Here is a 20,193-nt window from a genome sequence, read left to right on the forward strand (position 1 = left end):
TCACCCGAAACGGTAGCTATAAGCTATATGGCGAAATGTATTTGTCCTAATGAGGGTAGGGGTACGACCAGTGAAAGCTCTGTAATGGAGGTGGAGGAACAGCCCCAAGTCTAGCGATAGGTAATAATTATTTTTCAACTGTGCATTGCACCGGTCGGGTAAGAACGTGGGAACATCATTCCATAGTAGAATGATGCCACAGTGCAAGCTCTTCGATGAAGAGTAACTTGAAACTTATAATTAATAATACCATCGCTAGATGGAACGCGGAATGCTTGGAAACTGGCACGTTCCGTGCGGAGTAGGGGAAAAGCCGGAGATAACTTCAAACGTTTACTTATTACTAACGATTAGTGAAATAAGAGTGTAAACTTTTGTTGTACAGTTGGGAATAGAAGGGGGAGTTAATATCTTGGAGATTTCTAAGAATAAGACTCTGAAAAATCGGATTGCTTTCTTAATATTTGTTTTAGTAATAGTTGTTGGGGCAACGTATTATGGTTATTTCTATAAACCTAAAAATTCATTGGATCTATATCAAGCAATTGCATTTGCAGATGACTTTGAAGAGGTAAAAAAGTTAATGTTAGACGGGTATGAAGATAATTTTAAGGAAGAAGATTTTGAATTTATAAAGAAATTGGATACGTCTCCAAATCGTATTGGACAATTCACTCTTTTTGAATATGATGAAAGAACTTTTGTGATTATGACTTCACCAGGTACAGAAAAGTTAGAAGTGCTAGCAGTTGATGAATTGCCTAAAGAAATAAGGGATTACTTTCTTCAATTAGCACCATAAAAACTTGTTATTTAAATAACGGAGGCAAGAGTTGAATAACAAGGATGTCGTTGTGGCAACTTTTTCTTATTGTGCTAACTCAGCAGTTTAGTTGAATAAGAATTTTCTAATGAACTTCAATATATTTAATTTTTTTGAAACCGAAAAGACCTGTCTTTGGCAGGTCTTTTTGTTGTAGTCTAAGAAACAAAGGGAAAGGTATTCCGGCTTTATAATTTTATAAAAATCAAATTTTATTAAATGTGAGAAAAAAAGTGTATTTATTACGTTGTATATAGTGTGAGGGATTTTACAAAAAGTAAGGAGACAAATACTTATGAGAACTACCGACCATAATTTTATAAAACGGCTTAAACGTCAAAAAGAAGATGCTTTAGAATATACAGTTGATAAATATTTACCGTTAGTTAAGGGTATTACCTATAAAGTATTGTCACCATTAGGAAACCCTGGTCTAGTTGATGAATGTATAAATGATGTTTTTTTAACTATTTGGCATCACGCAAATCAGTTTGAAGGGGACACTGATGATTTTCGGAAATGGCTCTGTGTGGTCACAAAATTTAAAGCAATTGATACCTATCGGATAGCAAACAAACGTCTTGAAGTTGAAATTGTTGGTACAAATGATTTAGAGGTAGGTAGTGGTCCTTCTGTAGAAAACGAAATCCTCCTTTCTGAAAATAAAAATGAATTATTAAAGTTAATGTGTGGGTTTGAAGTGATTGACCGAGATATTTTTATGATGAAATTTTTCTTGGATATGACAAGTGAAGAAATTGCAAAAAATATTGGTTTAACGAAAGCCGCAGTCGATAATCGCATTTACCGTGGAAAGAAAAGACTAAAACTACAGCAGACTAATAATAACTTAGGGGAGATTTTTGCATGAAAGATTTCTATGAGCATTTAAATAATCTCAAGTTGGATAATGAAGATTTTGAAGAGATGGAAGTAAATGAAGTCGAAAAGGCAAGGGTAAAGGCAAAATTAAAGCAATCAATGGAAAAGAACCAGTCACAACAGTTGAGAAAACAGTCAACTCGAAAAAAATGGGGTTATGGCATTGGGGCAGCAGTTTTGGCTTTTGGATTGTTAGTCACTTCTGCGGCGGTGTCTCCAGCTATGGCACAGGTCGTCTCTTCTATACCATTAATTGGTCAAATATATAAGAACTTAGGAGATATCGGATTGAAAAATGTTTCAGAAGCAGGATTGAGTGAGATTTCTGGGGAATCTAAAACAATCAACGGGATTACGATAACACTAGGGGAAATCTATTACGATGATGCCCGGGTAACAGCCGGTTTTTCCATCGATTCTAAAAAAACTATAACGTCGGATTATTTTAACATTAAACATAATTATAAAGGTGGAATGCCTTCATCGAATTATGGACTTACAACGGATGAAAGTTCACCGACAAATTGGACTGGAATTCTAAATATTAATTACTATAGTTTTAACCCTGATACACTTGAATTGGGTATAACTTTTGAAGGTAATCAAGGGGAATTATTTGAGTTTACGAAGGAAGTAGTTAAAGCACAGTATGAAAATAAGATTGATATTGCAATATCTCAACAAATGGACAACTTGAAATACGAGATACATGATATTAAATGGGGTACTCCTGGCGTTCTCATTGCGTATGATGCCCAGTATAAGGAAGAAAATTATGGGAGAGGCGTTAAACTTGAATTTGAGGTGGTCGACTCTTCTAACAAACGATTAAAGGAGATTAGTGGGAAGTACGGTAAGCAATTATTTGAACCGGTCGAAAATGATGTGACTGAATTGACAATCACCCCTTATGCTAAATTTGATATTCAAAGAGGAGATGGTCATATAGAATTGAGGGAACTTAAGTTGGAGCCCTTTAAAATATCGATTCCGTAAGTATGTCGCACAGCCAGCAATGGTTGTCTTTTATAGTAAAAATTTTAGTATTCTGTTTGTCCTATCGCTATTACTTTCTGCTTGTAATTAAGCGTGTAGTGATGCAAAGACTACTCTTCTTGGATTGCCAATAATAATGAACAAGAAGAAAAATACTACAAAATCGCAATTGAGTTTAATACCGATTATGAAGGTCTTTTTTAACTACCATGAGTGCTACTCGTATAGAGTGCGACAGTCTGAGATACACCGTGGTCATTGGAGTCAGACTAACAGATGGGACTCAATGGCACCATAGATGATCGTGGTATGTCAACACTAAATCAAACAACTTTATTAAGGGCTAAGTTTTTATAAGCTACCGGACTTAGATAACCCAGTTTACTGTGCGACCGGATATTATTGTACCAATTGACATAATCGAAAAGTTCAAGAGACAGCTGTTCAAGGGTAGGGTAGGGCGATCCGTTGATGAGTTCTGTTTTTAAAATCTTAAAAGTCGCTTCTGCCACCGTATTATCATAAGGATTTCCTTTTTGACTTAGAGATCGCTTAATCTTAAATGTACTTAATAATTCATCGATACCAACATTTTTAAATTCAGATCCACGATCTGTATGGAACATTTTTACGTTTTGCAGAGGATATCTAACAGACTTAAAGGCACGCTGAACTAGAGCTGCGTCCTTTTGTTCTCCGACACTATAACCGACGATTTCTCTGTTATATAAATCGATTAAAAAACAAATATAATTCCAGTTTCCTCCTACTCTCACATACGTTAAGTCACTTACTAACACAGGCATCTCTTTATCAACGTTAAATGATCAATTTAATACATTTCGAACTGATTCTTCATTTGGAGGGGTAGACATTGGTTTATAGGATGGTTTTGTATATTTCGATTGAATTCCTAGTTCGTCCATCAATCGAACAATACGTCGTCTAGAGACTGTTAACCCAGCGTTTTTAAGGCATCTTTTATTTTTCTGGTTCCATATACTTTACGATTCTCTTCGAAAATCACTACTATTTTATCTTTTAATTTTTGCTCTTCAGCTAGATTTTTTTGTTCTTTTTGAATGGCTATTCCCGTGTCATGATAAAAAGTGCTACGAGCTATTTTTAGGACTTTACACATTGCTAATACAGAATATTTGTGACGATTTTCTTGAATCACATCTATTTTCGTCCCATGATCAGCGCGGCTTGCTTTAAAATGTCGACTTCCATTTCGAGTTGCTTATTTCTCTTACGCAAGTCAATCAGTTCTTGCTCAACCGAAGGTCGGTTGTCTTTCTCTTAAAGGAGCCTGACTGTTTGAATTGCGTAATCCATCTGTCTAAAGCAGACGCGGTTAATTCATATTCTCGGGCAATATCTTGACGGCTTTTTCCATTTTCATATAGGGCCACCACTTGTTTTTTAAATTCTGTTGAAAACGTTCTTCTTTTACTGGACATAGTAGATTCTCCTTCTTGTTATCTATTATTCTACTTGCCCTTAATTTTACTGTCCAACTAAGTGTAGACTATTCATATATATAAAGATAAATCGAAAGGAATTGGTCTTAAGATGAAAAAAATTAAGTATTTAGCCTTTGCGATAGTTATAGTTTTATTATCAATCTATCTCTATAAGAGTTTCATATATTATTTGATTCCTTTCAATCCTATTAAGGAGTACTCATCTGAATCCGATGTTGACTTTCATTTTTCAAAAAATTTACCTAAAGGTGTAGGAGTCAATGCAAAATGCCAGGATGCAAAAACTTGTGGCTTAGTTTTGGAATACCTTAGCGGTCTAGAATTAATCCCTTTAAAGGATAAGGCAGCACAAGAAATGCTTAATTATGAAAATGCAACCTATTTTAATGGGATGCTAAAGTTTAATGAATCGGAAATGATATCTATCTCGGATATATCTATAGACACCCCTAATGTTCTTCGTATTAGTTCTTCCATAATTGGGTTCAAGAATGGATATTATGAAATTGAGGATTCTACTTTTGACTATAACTATATTTATGATTTGATTGGTGATACCAAAGAATAACGATGATTAAATGTATAGGTCTGAACTGAATCACCTTTTGCTTTGGTGCTATTGTTACAGCAAACGGGCGTGATTGTTGAATAAGCATCACTTTTCTTCTTCAACTACCATGAAATTAGTTTCTTCAAGAAAAGAAAAATGATAATACTTAAGAAAACCCCTTCTTAATCGTAAAAAAAAGAGGAGAGCGGATATTAATAAGTCTATTGATTTTGGTAGACTACTAGTATTGACTCCTCTAACCATTTTCATTCTCTGTGGTGAAGCGCTGATTTTGGCTTTAAGGATGGCTAACGGGGCAAGATAGTTCAATAAACGTTTTTAGGTTTTGTGGTAAAATTAACCTATTTAATGTTAGGAAGAGGTGATTGGGTGGGATTTTATTATTTATTATTACTTCTGATAGGTGTTTTTTTTCTTATTGCTGGATTACTCAGGAAAGATGTATCTTGGTCCGTTAAAGTCGTAATTATTTTGTTTGTTGTTGGTATTCTTTGTATCGTTTCGGCTGTTATTTTGTTAATGCCTGGTAGTTCTGATATTATTGCTGAACTTTTGAAATTGAACCAATAGATATTATTTAACTAACTAACGGCTGCTTAAGAAGAACAACAGGCTTCCTGTAAAGGTAGCTTTTTCTTATTGAAGTAACGCTGTAGGTTAGTTCAATAAGAAAAAAAGAGGAAGTTATTGGAGGGAGAAATTATATTATGAGTACATTTGTTTATATGGTGAGACACGGTGAATCGCCAAAAGAAGGAAATGATAGAGCTAGGGGATTAACTGAAAAAGGTTATTTAGATGCTAAACGAGTGACTGACATTTTGAAAGATAAAGAAATTGATGTAGTTGTTTCAAGTCCATATATACGCTCAATTTTAACTGTAGAACAGTTAGCTCAACAAATAGGAGAGGAAGTTTTAGTTTTTGAAGATTTAAAAGAGAAGATATTCTCTTCTGGAAACAACCGAGTATCAGATAAAGAACTGGTCACACTTTTGGAAAAGTCATTTTCTGAATCAAATTTCTCTTTAAAGGGAGGAGAATCAAATGCTGATTGTCAAAAAAGAGCCATAAAGGTCTTAAAAGAACTATTAGAAATTTTTAGAGATAAAAAATTAGTGATAGGTACTCACGGGGGTTGTTATGACCTTAATGATGGGTTATTTCAATAGCACTTATGACTTGAATTTTTTACATAGCACATCAAAACCTGATATTTATAGAATGGAATTCAATGAACAGGAATTAGTGTATGTTCAAAGACTATGGGGTGTAAATATTGGCGTTAACCAATAAAAAATATTTTTTGTTATTGAACTACCATGAAAATTAATTTCTTCAAGATAAGAAAAATGACAATACTTAAGAAGACCCCTGCTTAATCGTTTAAAAAATGAGAGGTGCGGATATTAATAAGTCTATTAATTTTGGTGGACTACTAGTATTAACTCCACTAACCATTTTCATTCTCTGTGGTGAAGCGCTGATTTTGCGCTTCATGGATGGCTAACGGGTGCTTTATTTCAATAAGGAGTAGAGCCTTTTTTCCTAACGAAGTAGTTTAGTTGAAGATGGAATTAAACGCTTCTTTGTAGAAGTTAATGGATAAAAGTGATAATATAGGAAAAACAAAGGACGATTAAAATAGGTTTTCATGTTTTTGTTCATAACAAGGTAGCAAGAGGATTATATGAGAAATTAGGTTATCAATTTACAAATGTTTTGATGGAAAAAGAAATACAATGTTGCTTATATTGAATTAGTTGGGGTGTTACTTAAGGAGGGGTAACGCCATTTTCTTTTTGAACTAAATGGGAAGCCTAGTTTAATAATGTAGATTTATTAGTGAGATTACTATTTTTTATATTCAAGCATTAAATTTGGCATATCGAATTGTTGTTTGGAGTGGGAATTTAAATGGAATTATAAAAAAGAGGTTAATGAAAGTATTATTGATTTACGTATAGGGAAAGTGATATCAGAAAGAAGAATCACTATTTATAGAAATTTTAAAAATCATTATTACTTTGTTCGTCATCTTTAGGGTCTGTTTATTTTATAGGTACTTTAGGAGGTTTGTCTACCATGAAACATATTAAGGTTGAAAAAGTATCAAAACATTATAAGGGTGATGGAGTAGAGACTAGGGCGCTGTCTGATGTGGATGTTAAGTTTACTAAAGGGGAATTTGTTTCAATTATGGGTCCTTCAGGTTCAGGTAAATCTACCTTACTTAGTATTGTAGGGACTTTAGACCAACAAACAAGTGGGAAGCTTTATTTTGATGAAAAACTTATAAATAATCTTGGTTTAGATGACTTGGCTGATATTAGATTTAACAATATTGGTTTTGTCTTTCAACAATTTCAATTATTACAGACATTAACTGCTTTGGAAAATGTATTGATTCCATTATTTAATAGAACTATTCATTTCAATAAAAAGGAGAGAGCAATAGAGTTATTAAATTTAGTAGGACTTTCTGATAAGTTAAATTCATTCCCTTCTCAATTATCTGGTGGTCAACAACAACGTGTTGCTATTGCCCGTGCCCTAATTGCTCACCCAGATTGGATTTTGGCTGATGAGCCGACAGGGAACTTAGATACGCAAACTGGTAACACTATCTTTGAACTACTTCAACAATTAAACAGAGAGAAAAAATGCGGAGTAATCTTTGTCACACATGACCCATTATTAGCGGAAAAAGCAAGTCGAGTTATTGAAATGAAGGATGGGTCAATTATAAAAGACCGTGAAGGTAGATCTGTATGATTTCGTTTATTATCAAAGGATGGATTAGACAAAAGGAACGATTTTTACTGATGATGATTGGTGCCTTATTAATCAGCGGGGGTCTAAGTACATTAATCGGATTGTCTGAATCAAATAAAGGAACGGTAATTGAATCATTACAGAAGAAATGGGATGCATCTTATCATATTGTAGTAAGACCCGAAGGTACTAGAGGTATTGCCGAGAACGACAATTTTTTTGATCCAAATTATATAAGTGGGATATCAGGTGGAATTTCTTTGGATGATTACAACAAAGTTAAAGAAATCTCAGATATTGATATAGCAGCTCCTATTAGTATGATCGGATTTACTTCATATGATGTTATATTAAAAAATCTTGTTATTTCGGAACCTGGAATTTATAGACTGACGAGTATAACACAAGATCTTGAGGGATTTGATTCTAGGGAAGAGAAGAGTGAGTTTTATTTTTCAAAGGGCATATACGAACTACCTGATTCAACTCTATATAAAAAATATGGAATAATTGCTTTTGAAAATAACCTAACTAGTTATACAAGAGTTTTGTTAGCAGGTGTAGATCCAATTGAGGAAGCAAGACTAGTTGGTTTAGAAAATGCCGTGTTACCACTAGAAGGACAGGAGTATTTTTCAGATAGTAGTATGGTTCACTCAACTGATTTCAACTTTGAAGGAATGGATGGAAAGGAAATAAACGTAAAAGATACTGGATTCCCCATACTCTTATCTAATCGATCTTTTATAAATCAGAATTTAAACTTCAAATTAGAGAAATTAGATATCCCTTTTAAAGACAATGCAATGATGAAAAAGTCCTTAGACGTTATAGAAAAAAATGGAGGAGAAAAATATTTAAAGTCGTTGTTAGCAGAAGATACAAAAGAATACTCTTATAATTCTGAAAAGTTACACGAATCTTTAATAGAAAACCTGACTGGAGTTGATAGTAAAACAGGAAAAATAATTAAGAAAAATGATTCAACTACACTAAGTTTGGGTAATATTCTTATTGAAAAAACTGGACCACTTACATATCAATCGGTAGAGAGTCCATTTCCTGAAAAGTGGAAAAAAGCACTTCAACTGATTCCTTATGAAGATGTTTCACATGAATTAACGAGATATACCTATACCTATCGTAAACCTCAAATAATAGATAAAAGTATGGCAAGCAACCCGAGATTAAGTCCTTATTTTATTGGTTTATATGATCCATCAAAATTGAACATTTCAAAGGACCTTTTGAATGAATTACCTTTGGAAACATACAGCATCCCAACAGCAACTCATGTTCTAAATATAGACGGAAAACCTATTAATCCACCCCGAAAAATAAATTCTACTTCAAATATTTATGGATTTTTAATGCAACCACCTACAATGCTTACAACCATAGAAGCTGCAGAACAAATTTTAGGAGATAAACCGATTTCTGCTATTCGAATAAAGGTAAAGAATGTTACAACATTAGGTGAAGAGAGCCAAAAAAAATTAGAAGTTGTAGCAAAAGAAATTGAAAAACAAACAGGGCTGCATACGGATATTACGTTAGGATCATCGCCACAACCTTTATTAATAAATATCCCTAAAGTAGGGAGTAATGAAGAGGTAGGATGGGTAGAACAGCTTTGGATAAAAAAGGGAGCTTCAATTAATATTTTTAAAGAAACAAAACTAGGTTACTCGGGGATAATTATTAGTTTAATCCTTGTAGCGATTATTTATGTATTCTCCACCAACTTAGTCTCGTATCTATCAAGAAAACAAGAGTTTGCGGTTCTTCTTTCTATAGGCTGGAAAACAAGGCAATTAAAAAACATCCTCATGATTGAGTCTTTGTTAATAGGTATAATTGCTTCCTTATTAACATTCGTGGTTCAATTAGGGCTAAGTTTTAAAGATAAGGATACTTTATCAATATCAGAGATTCTTTTATTAACATTTTTCATTTTCCTTATTTATATAATTGGCCCTTTATTTCCTTCTCGTTTAATCAATAAAATTCACCCTTGGCATGTAATGAGAGCAGGTGAAACTAATCTACCAGGGAAAAGAGTCATTAAAACAAAAGGCTTATTTTCAATGGTTTTCAACACAGTTATGGGAAGGTTACAAAGAAATTTAGTCTCGATCTTAGCAATAGCCTTACCAACTGCATTATTAATTATGTTTATCTATGTTACCTTTCGTTTAAATGGTGTTTTATATACCTCTTGGTTGGGTCAATATGTTTCTATGGAAGTTGGAATACATCATTATATTGCAGTTTCAATTTCTTTAATTATTTCTATACTAACTACTTCAGAAATCATGTGGCAAAATATCAAAGAACGCAGGAATGAGATATCCCTATTAAAAGCATTAGGTTGGAAGAATGCCCATATACGAAAAATGGTGTTAGTTGAGGGTGCAGTTATAGGACTAGTTGGAGGATTAGTTGGTGGAGTTTTGTCATACACAATCATTTACTTTATGTATGGACCAATACCCATAACAGAACTATGGTTACCACTAATAAGTTGTTTAATTCCAATTATAGTAGGGATATTAGGAAGTTGGATTCCATCTAGGATTGCTATGAAAATGCAGCCTATTGAAGGAAATATAGACATAATTAGCAATTCAAAAAAAAATGGAAAACAATTTAAAGTTGTCATTAGTTTTGTAGGAGCAGCATTAATTGTTGGTGTACTTATGCTGTTAGTAATTGCAAAACCCGATTTTGAAAAAGAAACGTCTGAAATGGTTACGACGAATTCGGACTTGAAAACCAACTTGGATATTCCAGCTGTTCAAGATACGTCAATTGAACCCGCTATTCACCCTGGTGCAAATGGGGAATACTTAATAGACGTGAAATTAGATAAAAAAAATATATTTCATATAAGTGCTGAAATAGATGTTACAAATGAGTCTCAAGATACTTGGAATGATATAGGGTTCTATTTTATCCCAAATGCGTTTACTGGAGAATATAAACCTAAAATTTTACAGGATGCCGCGGATGTTTCGATTACTTCAGTTACTGTATCAGGAGAAGAAATACAGTACGATTTATCAAACAATAAGCTGTTACTTAAACTGGATAATGAGCTATTGCCAGGTGCGAAGAAGCGAGTGAAAATTGTATACTCAATGAAAATACCTGAAAATGGGAACCGATTATCTAGAGTGGGTGCAAACTTCTATTTGGCCCAATGGTATCCAATGTTAGGGCACTACCAAAATGGCTGGAATATTGAAGACTATGAAATTAAAGGAGAGTCTTATCATACAAGTTATGGTAGTTATAAAGTGAACTACAGCCTTCCAAAAGAATTTCTTGTGGTTAGTTCAGTAGAAGATGGAGAAATTCGTCCAACAATGACAGGGAAACTTGAGGGAAAAAACATTAAAGACTTTTACATGGCATTCTTAAATCCACAGGAATGGACCAGTGAGTCATTAAAAGTTAATGACACTACATTGAGGATATTTCTTCCACTTAACAGAAGAAAAATTTTGATGGAAGAGCTTAAAGCTGCAGGGGATGCCTTTGCCTATCTCGAGGAAAAGGTTGGGGACTATCAATACACTGAGCTAGACTTGATAGGAAATGGTGGAAACATGGAGTATCCGTGTGTAGTAGAAGTTTCGAATAGCGAAGATAACTATGAGGTTACTCTTGTTCATGAGATAGCACATCAATGGTTTTATAATATGGTTTCGAATGATCCTTACCATGATGCTTGGCTCGATGAAAGTTTAGCAGTATTTGTTACCTCAATGTTCTTAACAGATAAATATAAGGACGAGACAATCGGGTATGAATTTGCTAATAATCTAGCAAAAATTAAAAGTACTAGTAGTAAAGTAAATCTTGCGTTAGATGAATTTAAAGAATCTGAATATGCGTCCACTATATATGGAAAAACTCCACTTTTATTAAGGAATTTTTTTAGAGAACGTGGAGGACAAGAAGAAGCAATTCAATTTTTATCCGATTACTTTAATGAATACCAATACAAGTATGTAGATAGTAAGACCTTTTACCGCTTCTTTATTGAGTATTTCGGAGAAGAAAATAGAGAGTTTCTTGATGGATGGTTAGACAAATAAAAAGAAATCAACAGAATTATGGTTGAACCATGGAGATTGCAATAAAATTAAGTGAAATTGACTTTTCCACTTTTTATAATCAGCAGGTTCTCGATGTCATTAACAGCGGGCAATGAATTAATAAGAGGTAAATAATGGTGATTCAAATATAGTATGTTCGTGGAAATTAAGAAACAGCAAAGATATTTTAATAAGCATAACTTGCAAGACAGGGGCTATTCGTTTTAAAAAATATTTATTAAATAAATCAATTTCAAATGTATATCATTTTGGGCTCAAATAAAATTTAAAAATTGAATTTAACAATGGAATATATTTAGACCAATTTGCTATCGTTGTCATATGAACAATATTAATTGTATCAAGGAGATAGACTATTTTTAATTGGTTAATGAATTAACTAGTGGATTATTTCAATAAGCAGTAATGCCCTTTCTTCTTCAAGTTACGCAGCAGGTTAGTTCAATAAGGTTTTAAAGAAATAATTAAATGTGGGGAGAGATAAATGTTATTGGGTACTATTTTACTATGGATTGTCGGTTTATTAATTTTGTACGTTGTAATCTTTGCAGCAGTAAAAGATGGGATTGATAAGTCAGAGGTTGGTCAGTTAATAAAAATGAAGTATGGAGTTAGAGATGAAATTATTACGGTTAGTGATGATGAAATTGAAAAGGAATTAGAAGATGAATTTAAGAAATAAGAAATAAGAAATAGTGGATGATAAATAGTTTTGAAAAAAGTGCGAATGACCAAAGAAGGTAAATAAGTGAAGACGTGTTGATTAACAATGTCTGGCGAGACTAATTATTATAAGGTGTTTTAGCACACGAATTAAAAAAAAATCAGTAAACCTTGCTTTACTGAAAATCATTGAGCTGGTTAGATTTTTATCCTTATTGAACTAAAGGTTAGTTGAATAAGGAATAGAAAATTAAGATGGATTAGATGTTACATTTAATGAAAAATAATTCATTGTAATTCAGGGGAGAATATAATAATGGGATGATTAATCATTGTTGTTATTGGATATCTACCAATTATTTAGAGATCAATAAACGTCCCATCCACTTTCAAAATTTTTAGAGATTAGAAGGAGAATATTGTAATGAAAAAAATAATAGTGTTAATGTTTTTTGTTATTAATATAGCTGGTTGTAATGGAATACCTATGCCTTCTAATTCTACTAATTATGTTCAAGCGCAGGGCAATGTTATTGTAAAAGATCAAAATTATCCAATGATCATAGGTGATTTCGAATGGAAAGAAAATGACTTTGAAACTAGAAAGATTAGTGAGTCCAATATATATGACTTAGCTGATGAATTCAATACATTAGAAGTTGAAAAAAATGAGAAATTAAAAATTGAAATTGAACAAAATCCTTCTTCGATAATTGTAAACCAGTGGAATGAAGATGGGACAATCGTTACTTTTGAACGCAAAGGTAATGAAATCATCCTACCATCAGAAGTGGGATACTATATTTATGAAGTATTAGCAGAATGGAATGAAGGAAGAATAACTTATATTTTTGATATTAATATCAAATGAAGCAAAAAACCTACTTGTACTTTACTTGAAGATCATTGAGCGGCTCAGATGGCTAATTTCTTATTGTGCAAACGAAGCAGGTTAGTTGAAGAAAAAAGAGCAATATTAAAGTGATTGTTAAAGAGTAATGTTCTAGTAAGGATAATAAAACTATACTATGTATAGGGTCGAAAAAATGAAAAAACTCTTTTTATTGCCATTATTGCTGTTATTTTTAACAGGTTGCAGTTTTAATAAAGATGGTTATAACTTTACAGAAATTTCATCATTAGACTATTTAGATGATACTGTACAAGAATTTTTTATACGTAAGGAAAATAGCGAAGATAAAAATGGGAAAGGTATTTTCACTTATAAAGTTAGCAAGGATAAGTTTTATTTGTATCTTAGCCCAAAATATATAGCTAATAACGGTAAAAACTTCATGATTGATGTTAAAACAGAAAAGGATTCATTTGATATTTACATAACTGACTTTTTACCAAAAGAAGTAGACGATATACGTGAATATCGTGTATATGAAGTTAATATAGAAAAAGGAATATGAATACTTGAGAATCTTTGAGATTCATATTCGGGTAATTGGCAGTTAATCCTCTTGTATAGATTTATTCAACTAAAATAGCCAATAGTAGTTTGTCAATATTTATTAATGAAAAACAAAAATAGTTCTTGCTATACTAAAATTGTGCATGCCAAATAACCTTTCGAATATCTGTTTTTGGAAAGGTTTAGGCTCTTTGGTTATATTTTTGAACTAGGCTAGATCTTGGAAATCTGATTTGCTTTTTAAAAGTGCATAAATCCAATGTAAAATCTTATTCGCACATGCTATAACAGCTACTCTAAAGGGCTTTCCTTCGTCACATTTCTTATCATAAAATTCCCGTAACCTCTTATTTCGAGGAATGTGTTCATCTGTCGTTTTCTTCTTGCGACTATCACGAATGGCACTTTTTACGGCCATATATAAGGCGTGTCGTAGTCAACTAGAACCTCTTTTGGTAATACGATTCAAAGTACCTTTGAATGCACCAGATTCAAAAAAACTTGGATCAATTCCTGCAAAGGCAACTAGTTTTTTAGTGTGATTAAACCGATTAATTTCCCCAATCTCAGATATAATCGTTGCAGCGATTTTCTCTCCGATACCGGGGATGGATTGGAGAATCTTATATTCTTCCATGCTTTTCGCTAAAGCATCTATCTCTTCTTTCAGATTGGATAGATGTTTTTTGTATTCCAGAAGCATTTTAATATACATATCCATGCTTAAGATAAGACTATTGTATAAGGTTTTCTGGAAAGGGTTGCGATCTGCGGCAGCCTTCCATTTTTTTGACTGATTGTTTGCCCATTGTTGCGAACGGCTTTTACATAATTCTTTTATTTTTTTGGCGATTGTTTCTTCACTAGTTGTTAATACTTCCTCTGAAGTAGGAAGTGCTTGTAATGTAAGTAAGGAAACGTTTGAATACAAATCTCCAAAAACTCTACAGTATTCAGGAAATACTTGATCTAAAACGGCTTGGAATTGTAGTTTAGTTTGTACGTACATACCAGTAATATTTTCGTGTTGTCTTGTAAGGTTACGTAAATTTAAGAGCTTGATTCCTCGTTGTTTATAAGGCTCTAGGTCCTCTTTATAAAACATCTCGCAGAGATGACGAGCGTCTATGATATCAGTCTTTACTTTACGTAAACTTGAGCTATTTGCTCGATACGAAACGAGTGGATTAACCATGATTATTAAATAACCTCTGTCTTCGAAAAATAGAACAACTGGTGTATGATAATGGCCTGTAGATTCCAAAACAATGGGGGCCTTTCTCCAGAAACCTCTTCTATTTCTCTCATAAACTCTAAAAGAATTGTCAGCCCTTCCAGTGTATGTGCTACTTTAAAGCTCTTTTTGTACGCTTGCTTTTTATCCAAGAATGCTTGAACCTGACTTTCGCCTTTTGCCACATCCAGACCAATTACTGGATTCATCATTATTTTTCTCCTTGTCATACAATTAACCGGTAACCCCTATTCCTCCATGTAGTATCATAGCTTCACTTGTTATACGAGATCAGAGTCCCAACCAGCCTCAATCATGTTTCAACATGTAGGGGGCGAACTGTTTAGTTGACGGGATCATTAGCGCCACGGGTGCTTACGTTCTACCCCGGCTACCGCAATCATCTATCCTCATTTAACTATATAACGTTATAACACTTTAATCATGACTTTTGTAAAATAAGACTTAATTAACCCTTGCTATTCGATGTACCATGTAATACGATATAATTGTAAAGTAATTTTCTAAAAAGGAGATTTCATATGGATAAAGAAATAATGAAAGGCAGTATCGATATATTAATTCTTTCACTGTTATCTAAAAAGGATATGTATGGGTATGGAATTGTCAAAAGTCTAAAAGAGAATAGTAAAGAATTGTATAACATGAGCGAGGGAACACTCTATCCTGCTTTAAAGCGATTAGAGAAAAATGAGTGGATACAATCTTATTGGGAAGATGCTGAATTAGGGGGAAGAAGAAAATACTATCGAATTTTGGAGAGCGGGAGGAAGGAACTAAATAGAAAACTTGGTGAATGGAAAAAGGTAAATGATTTAATCAAAATCACTTCGGAGGGTTTAGCTTGGATAAAAAATTCGAATCCTATATTGACCAAATCGTAAAAGACTTAGACTGTGATAAAGAAGAGAAAAAAGAGATTTCCGAAGAGATTAGTGACCACTTAAAACTGTTAAAACAAGATTATATAGAACAAGGTTTCACAGATGAAAAAGCTATAAATAAAGCCTTGGAATGTTTTGGAGATGAAAAGCAGTTAAGGCAAGGTTATAAAGAATCTATATCTCCATATTATAAATTATTCAAGATTAGTAACTGGATTATATTTTCACTGTCTTCTTTTGTAGTACTTTGGATGTTGATATTTCAAAGAATACTGCAACGAGTGAGAAATTATAGTCACGGTTTCAATCAAAGTGATTACTTTTTTTCCAATGAAGTGCAAGAAGGTTTCTTTGCTTTTAATATAGACGCTTGGAAATTGAACATCAATTTAATACCATTTAAGAACACAATCAATTACATAATTAACCATGACAAGTTTAACTTAGATATTGTAATTAATAACACGTTAGGGAACATCCTAATTTTCATACCTTTAGGAATATTTCTTCCTATTCTATTTAAAAGGTACACTTCTTTCTCCAAAGCAATCGCTTTTTCTATTATTGTTAGTTTCACAATAGAGTCAATACAACTTCTTTTACAAATAGGGCAATTCGATATAGATGATCTAATTTTAAACGGAATAGGCAGCATAGTAGGATTCTTATTCATAAAATTAATTTTCAAATTCCAGAACATATTTCAAAAACCAAGATTATTTAGAAGTTGATAAGTAAGCATAATTGTATTTATCTATAAATCTATCAGACATGGAATTATACTTTCTATTCATCCTCTTTAACTAACGGATGCTTTACTTCAATAAGGAATATGGTTTTTTATGGTAAAATAATTATCGAGGGGTTCTTTTTTAAAAAAAATTTATTATGTATAAGTATTTTATTTTTTTTTGTTTACAGTAGTAGGTTATAGTAATCAGGAGAAGGCTGTAACAGGTGAATTCCTTTTGATTAATTTTGGATTCGACTTAAAATCAAATGAAACTTATTATCTTGTTGTTCCAATTGAATGGACAGGCGAATCGGTTGTGACAATTAAGTCCCTAGAGTTGATTAAAAGAGATGAAAAGCCTATTACATACGGGGAAGATGGTATAAAGTATGAAATTTTCGGTGCTGACCCATTAAAGCAGTCTGGGATACATGGTGAATCAGATGTAGGGGAGTTAAAAGACATCAACAATTTAGAAATCAATGGTGAAGGAAAAATTGTGTTCAAATTTTCAATGAGAGATGTAAAAAAAGATAGTGAACGAAGGGTTAAAATCAGCTTCAGCGTTAATGGAGAAGAATGTGAAAAAATTGTTGAATGGAACACTCTAGAACAATTAACTACGGATAACAAATATAAATAGTTACATATATACATTGTTTCATGTAACGGGTGCCTTTCTACAATAAGCGGAGACTATTTTTCACTAACGTCGCAAGTTATTGATAGAAAATCATGTCCTTGTTTCGAGTAAAGTTAATGTTCCAAAAAGTAAAGGAGGTATAAAAAATGAAATTGAGTAAGTATATTATTAACTTTTTCCTTTTTAATAATTACTCTCTCTGCTTGTTCATCAACTGAAAACTCAATATCCAATGAAATCGAAGGGATAGAATTAAAATTAACCATCAATAAACAAAAAATATCGTCTGATGATGAAGTTAATGCTAAAGTAACGTTAACAAACCACAATGATACACAGAGAGAAATTTTTGTACCAATTCCAAAAGATATAGATGAAGGGATATCAGCCGTAATGGTTGAACGAAAAGGTGAAATGTTATCGCAATTACTAAATCCAAATAATAATCAAGATATACCAAATATCAAAGGGCGTTCATTCTATGATTTTGTTCTGGTGGAATTAGGGGCTTATGAAACAATTGAACAAGAGTTTCGTTGGAATAAGAAGTTATTGAACCAAGAAAGTATGGAATTTGAAGAAGCGGATAGCGGGGAATATCTACTAAGCACCTTTATTATTTTAGACGAATTAAATAATCAAAAAGAATATTACGAACCTGAAAAGCAATCGATTTCTAAAATAAACTTTACAGTTAAATAACCGTTGTTTTCTCTTTTTCTTATTGTGCTAACGGAGTGCTTTAGTAGAACAAGGCTGGTCAGTTCAATAAGTGTCGTTGGGGGTTGGAGATTTTTCTTAATTCATAGAGGTCTAGGGGCGTTGATCCAACAAGGGATTAATGCTCTTTTTGATTGTTTAATTATTAATCTTGCTGAGATGATAATTTTAATTTCAATTCTTGAAATTAATTGGTTAAAAATGTGACGATTTCATTTTAAATTGCGTCTAAGTATATAGAAAGAGGTGAACAGTTTGGAACAAGAAGAAGTACATAAATGGTTTGATGAATATGGAGAATCCATTTTAACTTATACACTGTTAATGGTGAGAGATTATCAACAAGCAGAGGATTTAACACAAGAGACTTTTATAAAAGCTTATAAAAATCAACACAAATTTGCACAGAAATCTACTGTGAAAACGTGGTTATTCTCTATCGCTTTTAATGTGACAAAAGACTATTATCGGAAAAAACACCCGTTACACCATTATTTGGGTTTAACAATGGCAGAGAAAGACTACAAACCAATACCTGAACAAATCGTAGCGATGAATGATCAAACTGAACAATTATATAGGTCGCTTCAACAATTAAAGCCTACTTATAGGCATGTAATCATTTTACGGATGTTAAAAGAATTCTCTACAGCAGAATCAGCCCTCGTTCTAAACTGGTCTGAAAGTAAAGTGAAAATGACTTTAAAAAGAGGCTTAGCGGAACTTAAAAATGAATTGATAAAAGGAGGGTTTACCAATGAAATCTTTCTTAGATGAACAATTTAGTAATTTAGAACAAGAACTAAAAATGAAAGACGAATCCAAAAGTATATTAAGAAATAAAATTTTGCAGAATACACAAATAAGCAAAAAACGTAATATGAGAACTTATACTTGGATTATAACAGCGATATGTACCTTTGTTTTAATAATGTCGCCTTTCTATTCATCAACGATGGCTAGTCTTGTTGCAAAAATTGTACCAATATCTATTACTCCTAGTTTTTCTGATAGACAACATAATTCCGATTTAACGTCTCAACTGGTTAAATTACTCGAAGAGGAAGGATATAAGGTGAATTCAATTGGGATAATACCATCAACAAATACAATTGAAATTTCACTCATTTTGAAAGATTCTACATTGAAAAAGGCAACAGATGACCTTGAACCAAAGATAAAGAATTATCTATATGAAAATGGCTATGACAAATATGAAATAAAAGTTTCAGAAGCAACTGAAGCACCTCCAAACAAGCCGTGGGATGAAAGTCTTTTTAACAAGGTACGTGAGATTGTGAAGGAAGTATTTGCATCGTATGGATATGCTAAAGAAGCGGATTTTGAATTAGCGGGCCTTACAAAATCATGGTTTTCAAACACTGTCACAATTGATATGCCTGACCATATTCAAGAGTCAACGGAAATTATTGCGGATATCGAAAAAGAAATAGAATCTCAGAATTTAGATGTAAAAGATATTAAAGTAAATACTTTCAACTTTGAACATCGTCGACAAGATAATCGTTGGGCATATATTGCATCTGATATATATGATGCGATGGCAGGAAAATCGATTTATCAGCTGACGGGGGTATCTTATAAAGTGAAGAAAGGGCATTCCTATGTTTGGATTAAAACAGATTTGGATGAATTACCTTCTGAAGAAATAGTTCGAGAAATTGAATTGGCTATACAAGAATATTTTGCTTTACCAGAAACGAAAGAGCAAATTCAAAATGACAATTATACGATTCAATTATTGTTAAAGAATGAAAAACCATTTGTTAAAATAACAAACTAAATATGAGCCAAACACTGTACTTATAGGGGGTGTCTCATTTTAGTTATTTACAGAGCTATCTGTATTTCACTCTTGAAAAGTAAATTTTTTCGCAGTTAAACAATTCGTTTGTACTAACACAGCGGACAGATGACTATTTAAAAGAGTTTATGAAGAATTGTACTTAAACTAACAGGGGAAATAAGTAACAATATACTAAAAAAGCTTAAATTTAAAGGATATGGAGTTAGAATCACTAGAAATTGTTCGCGAGATGAAAAACTTAGAACGTCTAATAATTTTTAAAACGAAAAGTATCGGATTTAACTCCACTTGAAAACTTAAAAGAATTAACTTACTTGGATATTCGTCACACGGATGTAACTACTATAAAGCCATTATTAAAACTAGGAAAGCTGAAGTACCTCTATTAA

The 20,193-nt window shown here is 32.6% G+C and carries 16 protein-coding genes and 3 pseudogenes; 17 read left to right on the forward strand and 2 right to left on the reverse strand.

Going from position 1 to position 20,193, the window contains the following annotated elements:
* Positions 1 to 412 precede the first annotated feature (412 nt).
* From PB01_RS09120 to PB01_RS09130, 3 genes are all read left to right on the forward strand, one after another.
* Complete coding sequence (locus PB01_RS09120) at positions 413 to 802, forward strand: hypothetical protein (RefSeq protein WP_225986233.1); 390 nt, start codon at positions 413 to 415, stop codon at positions 800 to 802.
* Between the two features lie 316 nt (positions 803 to 1,118).
* Positions 1,119 to 1,694 carry a sigma-70 family RNA polymerase sigma factor gene (locus PB01_RS09125; protein ID WP_151699922.1) on the forward strand — a complete coding sequence of 192 codons (576 nt, stop codon included), beginning with the start codon at positions 1,119 to 1,121 and terminating at the stop codon, positions 1,692 to 1,694.
* Complete coding sequence (locus PB01_RS09130; RefSeq protein WP_151699923.1) at positions 1,691 to 2,701, forward strand: DUF4179 domain-containing protein; 1,011 nt, start codon at positions 1,691 to 1,693, stop codon at positions 2,699 to 2,701. The genes PB01_RS09125 and PB01_RS09130 overlap by 4 nt, the downstream gene beginning before the upstream one ends.
* 323 nt (positions 2,702 to 3,024) lie before the next feature.
* Here the strand turns inward: PB01_RS09130 and PB01_RS09135 are convergent.
* Positions 3,025 to 4,164: pseudogene (locus PB01_RS09135) on the reverse strand (IS3 family transposase).
* Between the two features lie 112 nt (positions 4,165 to 4,276).
* Between PB01_RS09135 and PB01_RS09140 the strand changes: the two are divergent.
* The 8 genes and pseudogenes from PB01_RS09140 to PB01_RS09175 all read left to right on the forward strand — a co-directional run bounded on the left by PB01_RS09140 (position 4,277) and on the right by PB01_RS09175 (position 13,739).
* Positions 4,277 to 4,756 (forward strand): hypothetical protein, encoded by a 480-nt coding sequence (locus PB01_RS09140; protein ID WP_151699924.1) that lies wholly within the window; start codon positions 4,277 to 4,279, stop codon positions 4,754 to 4,756.
* A 372-nt stretch (positions 4,757 to 5,128) separates the two neighbouring features.
* Entirely contained in the window at positions 5,129 to 5,329 is a 201-nt protein-coding gene (locus tag PB01_RS09145) for a hypothetical protein (protein WP_151699925.1), read from the forward strand.
* Positions 5,330 to 5,466: 137 nt separating this feature from the next.
* Positions 5,467 to 6,055: pseudogene (locus PB01_RS09150) on the forward strand (histidine phosphatase family protein).
* Positions 6,056 to 6,844: 789 nt separating this feature from the next.
* Entirely contained in the window at positions 6,845 to 7,534 is a 690-nt protein-coding gene (locus PB01_RS09155) for an ABC transporter ATP-binding protein (RefSeq protein WP_151699926.1), read from the forward strand.
* A complete protein-coding gene (locus PB01_RS09160; protein WP_151699927.1) occupies positions 7,531 to 11,637 on the forward strand; it encodes an FtsX-like permease family protein in 4,107 nt (1,368 codons plus the stop codon). Before PB01_RS09155 ends, PB01_RS09160 begins: the two co-directional genes overlap by 4 nt.
* Before the next feature lie 505 nt (positions 11,638 to 12,142).
* A complete protein-coding gene (locus PB01_RS09165) occupies positions 12,143 to 12,340 on the forward strand; it encodes a hypothetical protein (RefSeq protein WP_151699928.1) in 198 nt (65 codons plus the stop codon).
* Between the two features lie 405 nt (positions 12,341 to 12,745).
* Positions 12,746 to 13,192 (forward strand): hypothetical protein, encoded by a 447-nt coding sequence (locus PB01_RS09170; protein WP_151699929.1) that lies wholly within the window; start codon positions 12,746 to 12,748, stop codon positions 13,190 to 13,192.
* Positions 13,193 to 13,349: 157 nt separating this feature from the next.
* Positions 13,350 to 13,739, forward strand: coding sequence for a hypothetical protein (locus tag PB01_RS09175; RefSeq protein WP_151699930.1), 390 nt, complete (start codon positions 13,350 to 13,352; stop codon positions 13,737 to 13,739).
* A 210-nt stretch (positions 13,740 to 13,949) separates the two neighbouring features.
* Here PB01_RS09175 and PB01_RS09180 read toward each other — a convergent pair.
* A pseudogene (locus PB01_RS09180) lies at positions 13,950 to 15,184 on the reverse strand (IS110 family transposase).
* Positions 15,185 to 15,517: 333 nt separating this feature from the next.
* Here PB01_RS09180 and PB01_RS09185 point away from each other — a divergent pair.
* The 6 genes from PB01_RS09185 to PB01_RS09210 all read left to right on the forward strand — a co-directional run bounded on the left by PB01_RS09185 (position 15,518) and on the right by PB01_RS09210 (position 19,780).
* On the forward strand, positions 15,518 to 15,880 hold the full coding sequence (locus PB01_RS09185; RefSeq protein WP_151699931.1) for a PadR family transcriptional regulator: 363 nt from the start codon (positions 15,518 to 15,520) through the stop codon (positions 15,878 to 15,880).
* A complete protein-coding gene (locus PB01_RS09190; RefSeq protein WP_151699932.1) occupies positions 15,841 to 16,611 on the forward strand; it encodes a VanZ family protein in 771 nt (256 codons plus the stop codon). The genes PB01_RS09185 and PB01_RS09190 overlap by 40 nt, the downstream gene beginning before the upstream one ends.
* A gap of 237 nt (positions 16,612 to 16,848) precedes the next feature.
* Positions 16,849 to 17,256 carry a hypothetical protein gene (locus tag PB01_RS09195; RefSeq protein WP_225986234.1) on the forward strand — a complete coding sequence of 136 codons (408 nt, stop codon included), beginning with the start codon at positions 16,849 to 16,851 and terminating at the stop codon, positions 17,254 to 17,256.
* A 393-nt stretch (positions 17,257 to 17,649) separates the two neighbouring features.
* Entirely contained in the window at positions 17,650 to 17,958 is a 309-nt protein-coding gene (locus tag PB01_RS09200) for a hypothetical protein (RefSeq protein WP_151699934.1), read from the forward strand.
* Positions 17,959 to 18,222: 264 nt separating this feature from the next.
* Entirely contained in the window at positions 18,223 to 18,753 is a 531-nt protein-coding gene (locus PB01_RS09205; RefSeq protein ID WP_225986235.1) for an RNA polymerase sigma factor, read from the forward strand.
* Positions 18,734 to 19,780, forward strand: a complete 1,047-nt coding sequence (locus PB01_RS09210) for a DUF4030 domain-containing protein (protein ID WP_151699936.1) — start codon at positions 18,734 to 18,736, stop codon at positions 19,778 to 19,780. Before PB01_RS09205 ends, PB01_RS09210 begins: the two co-directional genes overlap by 20 nt.
* The last annotated feature ends 413 nt before the right edge of the window (positions 19,781 to 20,193 follow it).

The sequence above is a fragment of the Psychrobacillus glaciei genome, from assembly GCF_008973485.1.
GTDB lineage: Bacteria > Bacillota > Bacilli > Bacillales_A > Planococcaceae > Psychrobacillus > Psychrobacillus glaciei.

Bases quoted from the DNA above. Each gene is read 5' to 3' on its own strand.
- PB01_RS09125 (WP_151699922.1), top strand. From the start codon at position 1,119: ATGAGAACTACCGACCATAATTTTATAAAACGGCTTAAACGTCAAAAA.
- PB01_RS09130 (WP_151699923.1), top strand. From the start codon at position 1,691: ATGAAAGATTTCTATGAGCATTTAAATAATCTCAAGTTGGATAATGAA.
- PB01_RS09140 (WP_151699924.1), top strand. From the start codon at position 4,277: ATGAAAAAAATTAAGTATTTAGCCTTTGCGATAGTTATAGTTTTATTA.
- PB01_RS09155 (WP_151699926.1), top strand. From the start codon at position 6,845: ATGAAACATATTAAGGTTGAAAAAGTATCAAAACATTATAAGGGTGAT.
- PB01_RS09160 (WP_151699927.1), top strand. From the start codon at position 7,531: ATGATTTCGTTTATTATCAAAGGATGGATTAGACAAAAGGAACGATTT.
- PB01_RS09165 (WP_151699928.1), top strand. From the start codon at position 12,143: ATGTTATTGGGTACTATTTTACTATGGATTGTCGGTTTATTAATTTTG.
- PB01_RS09170 (WP_151699929.1), top strand. From the start codon at position 12,746: ATGAAAAAAATAATAGTGTTAATGTTTTTTGTTATTAATATAGCTGGT.
- PB01_RS09175 (WP_151699930.1), top strand. From the start codon at position 13,350: ATGTATAGGGTCGAAAAAATGAAAAAACTCTTTTTATTGCCATTATTG.
- PB01_RS09185 (WP_151699931.1), top strand. From the start codon at position 15,518: ATGGATAAAGAAATAATGAAAGGCAGTATCGATATATTAATTCTTTCA.
- PB01_RS09200 (WP_151699934.1), top strand. From the start codon at position 17,650: ATGGTTGAACGAAAAGGTGAAATGTTATCGCAATTACTAAATCCAAAT.
- PB01_RS09210 (WP_151699936.1), top strand. From the start codon at position 18,734: ATGAAATCTTTCTTAGATGAACAATTTAGTAATTTAGAACAAGAACTA.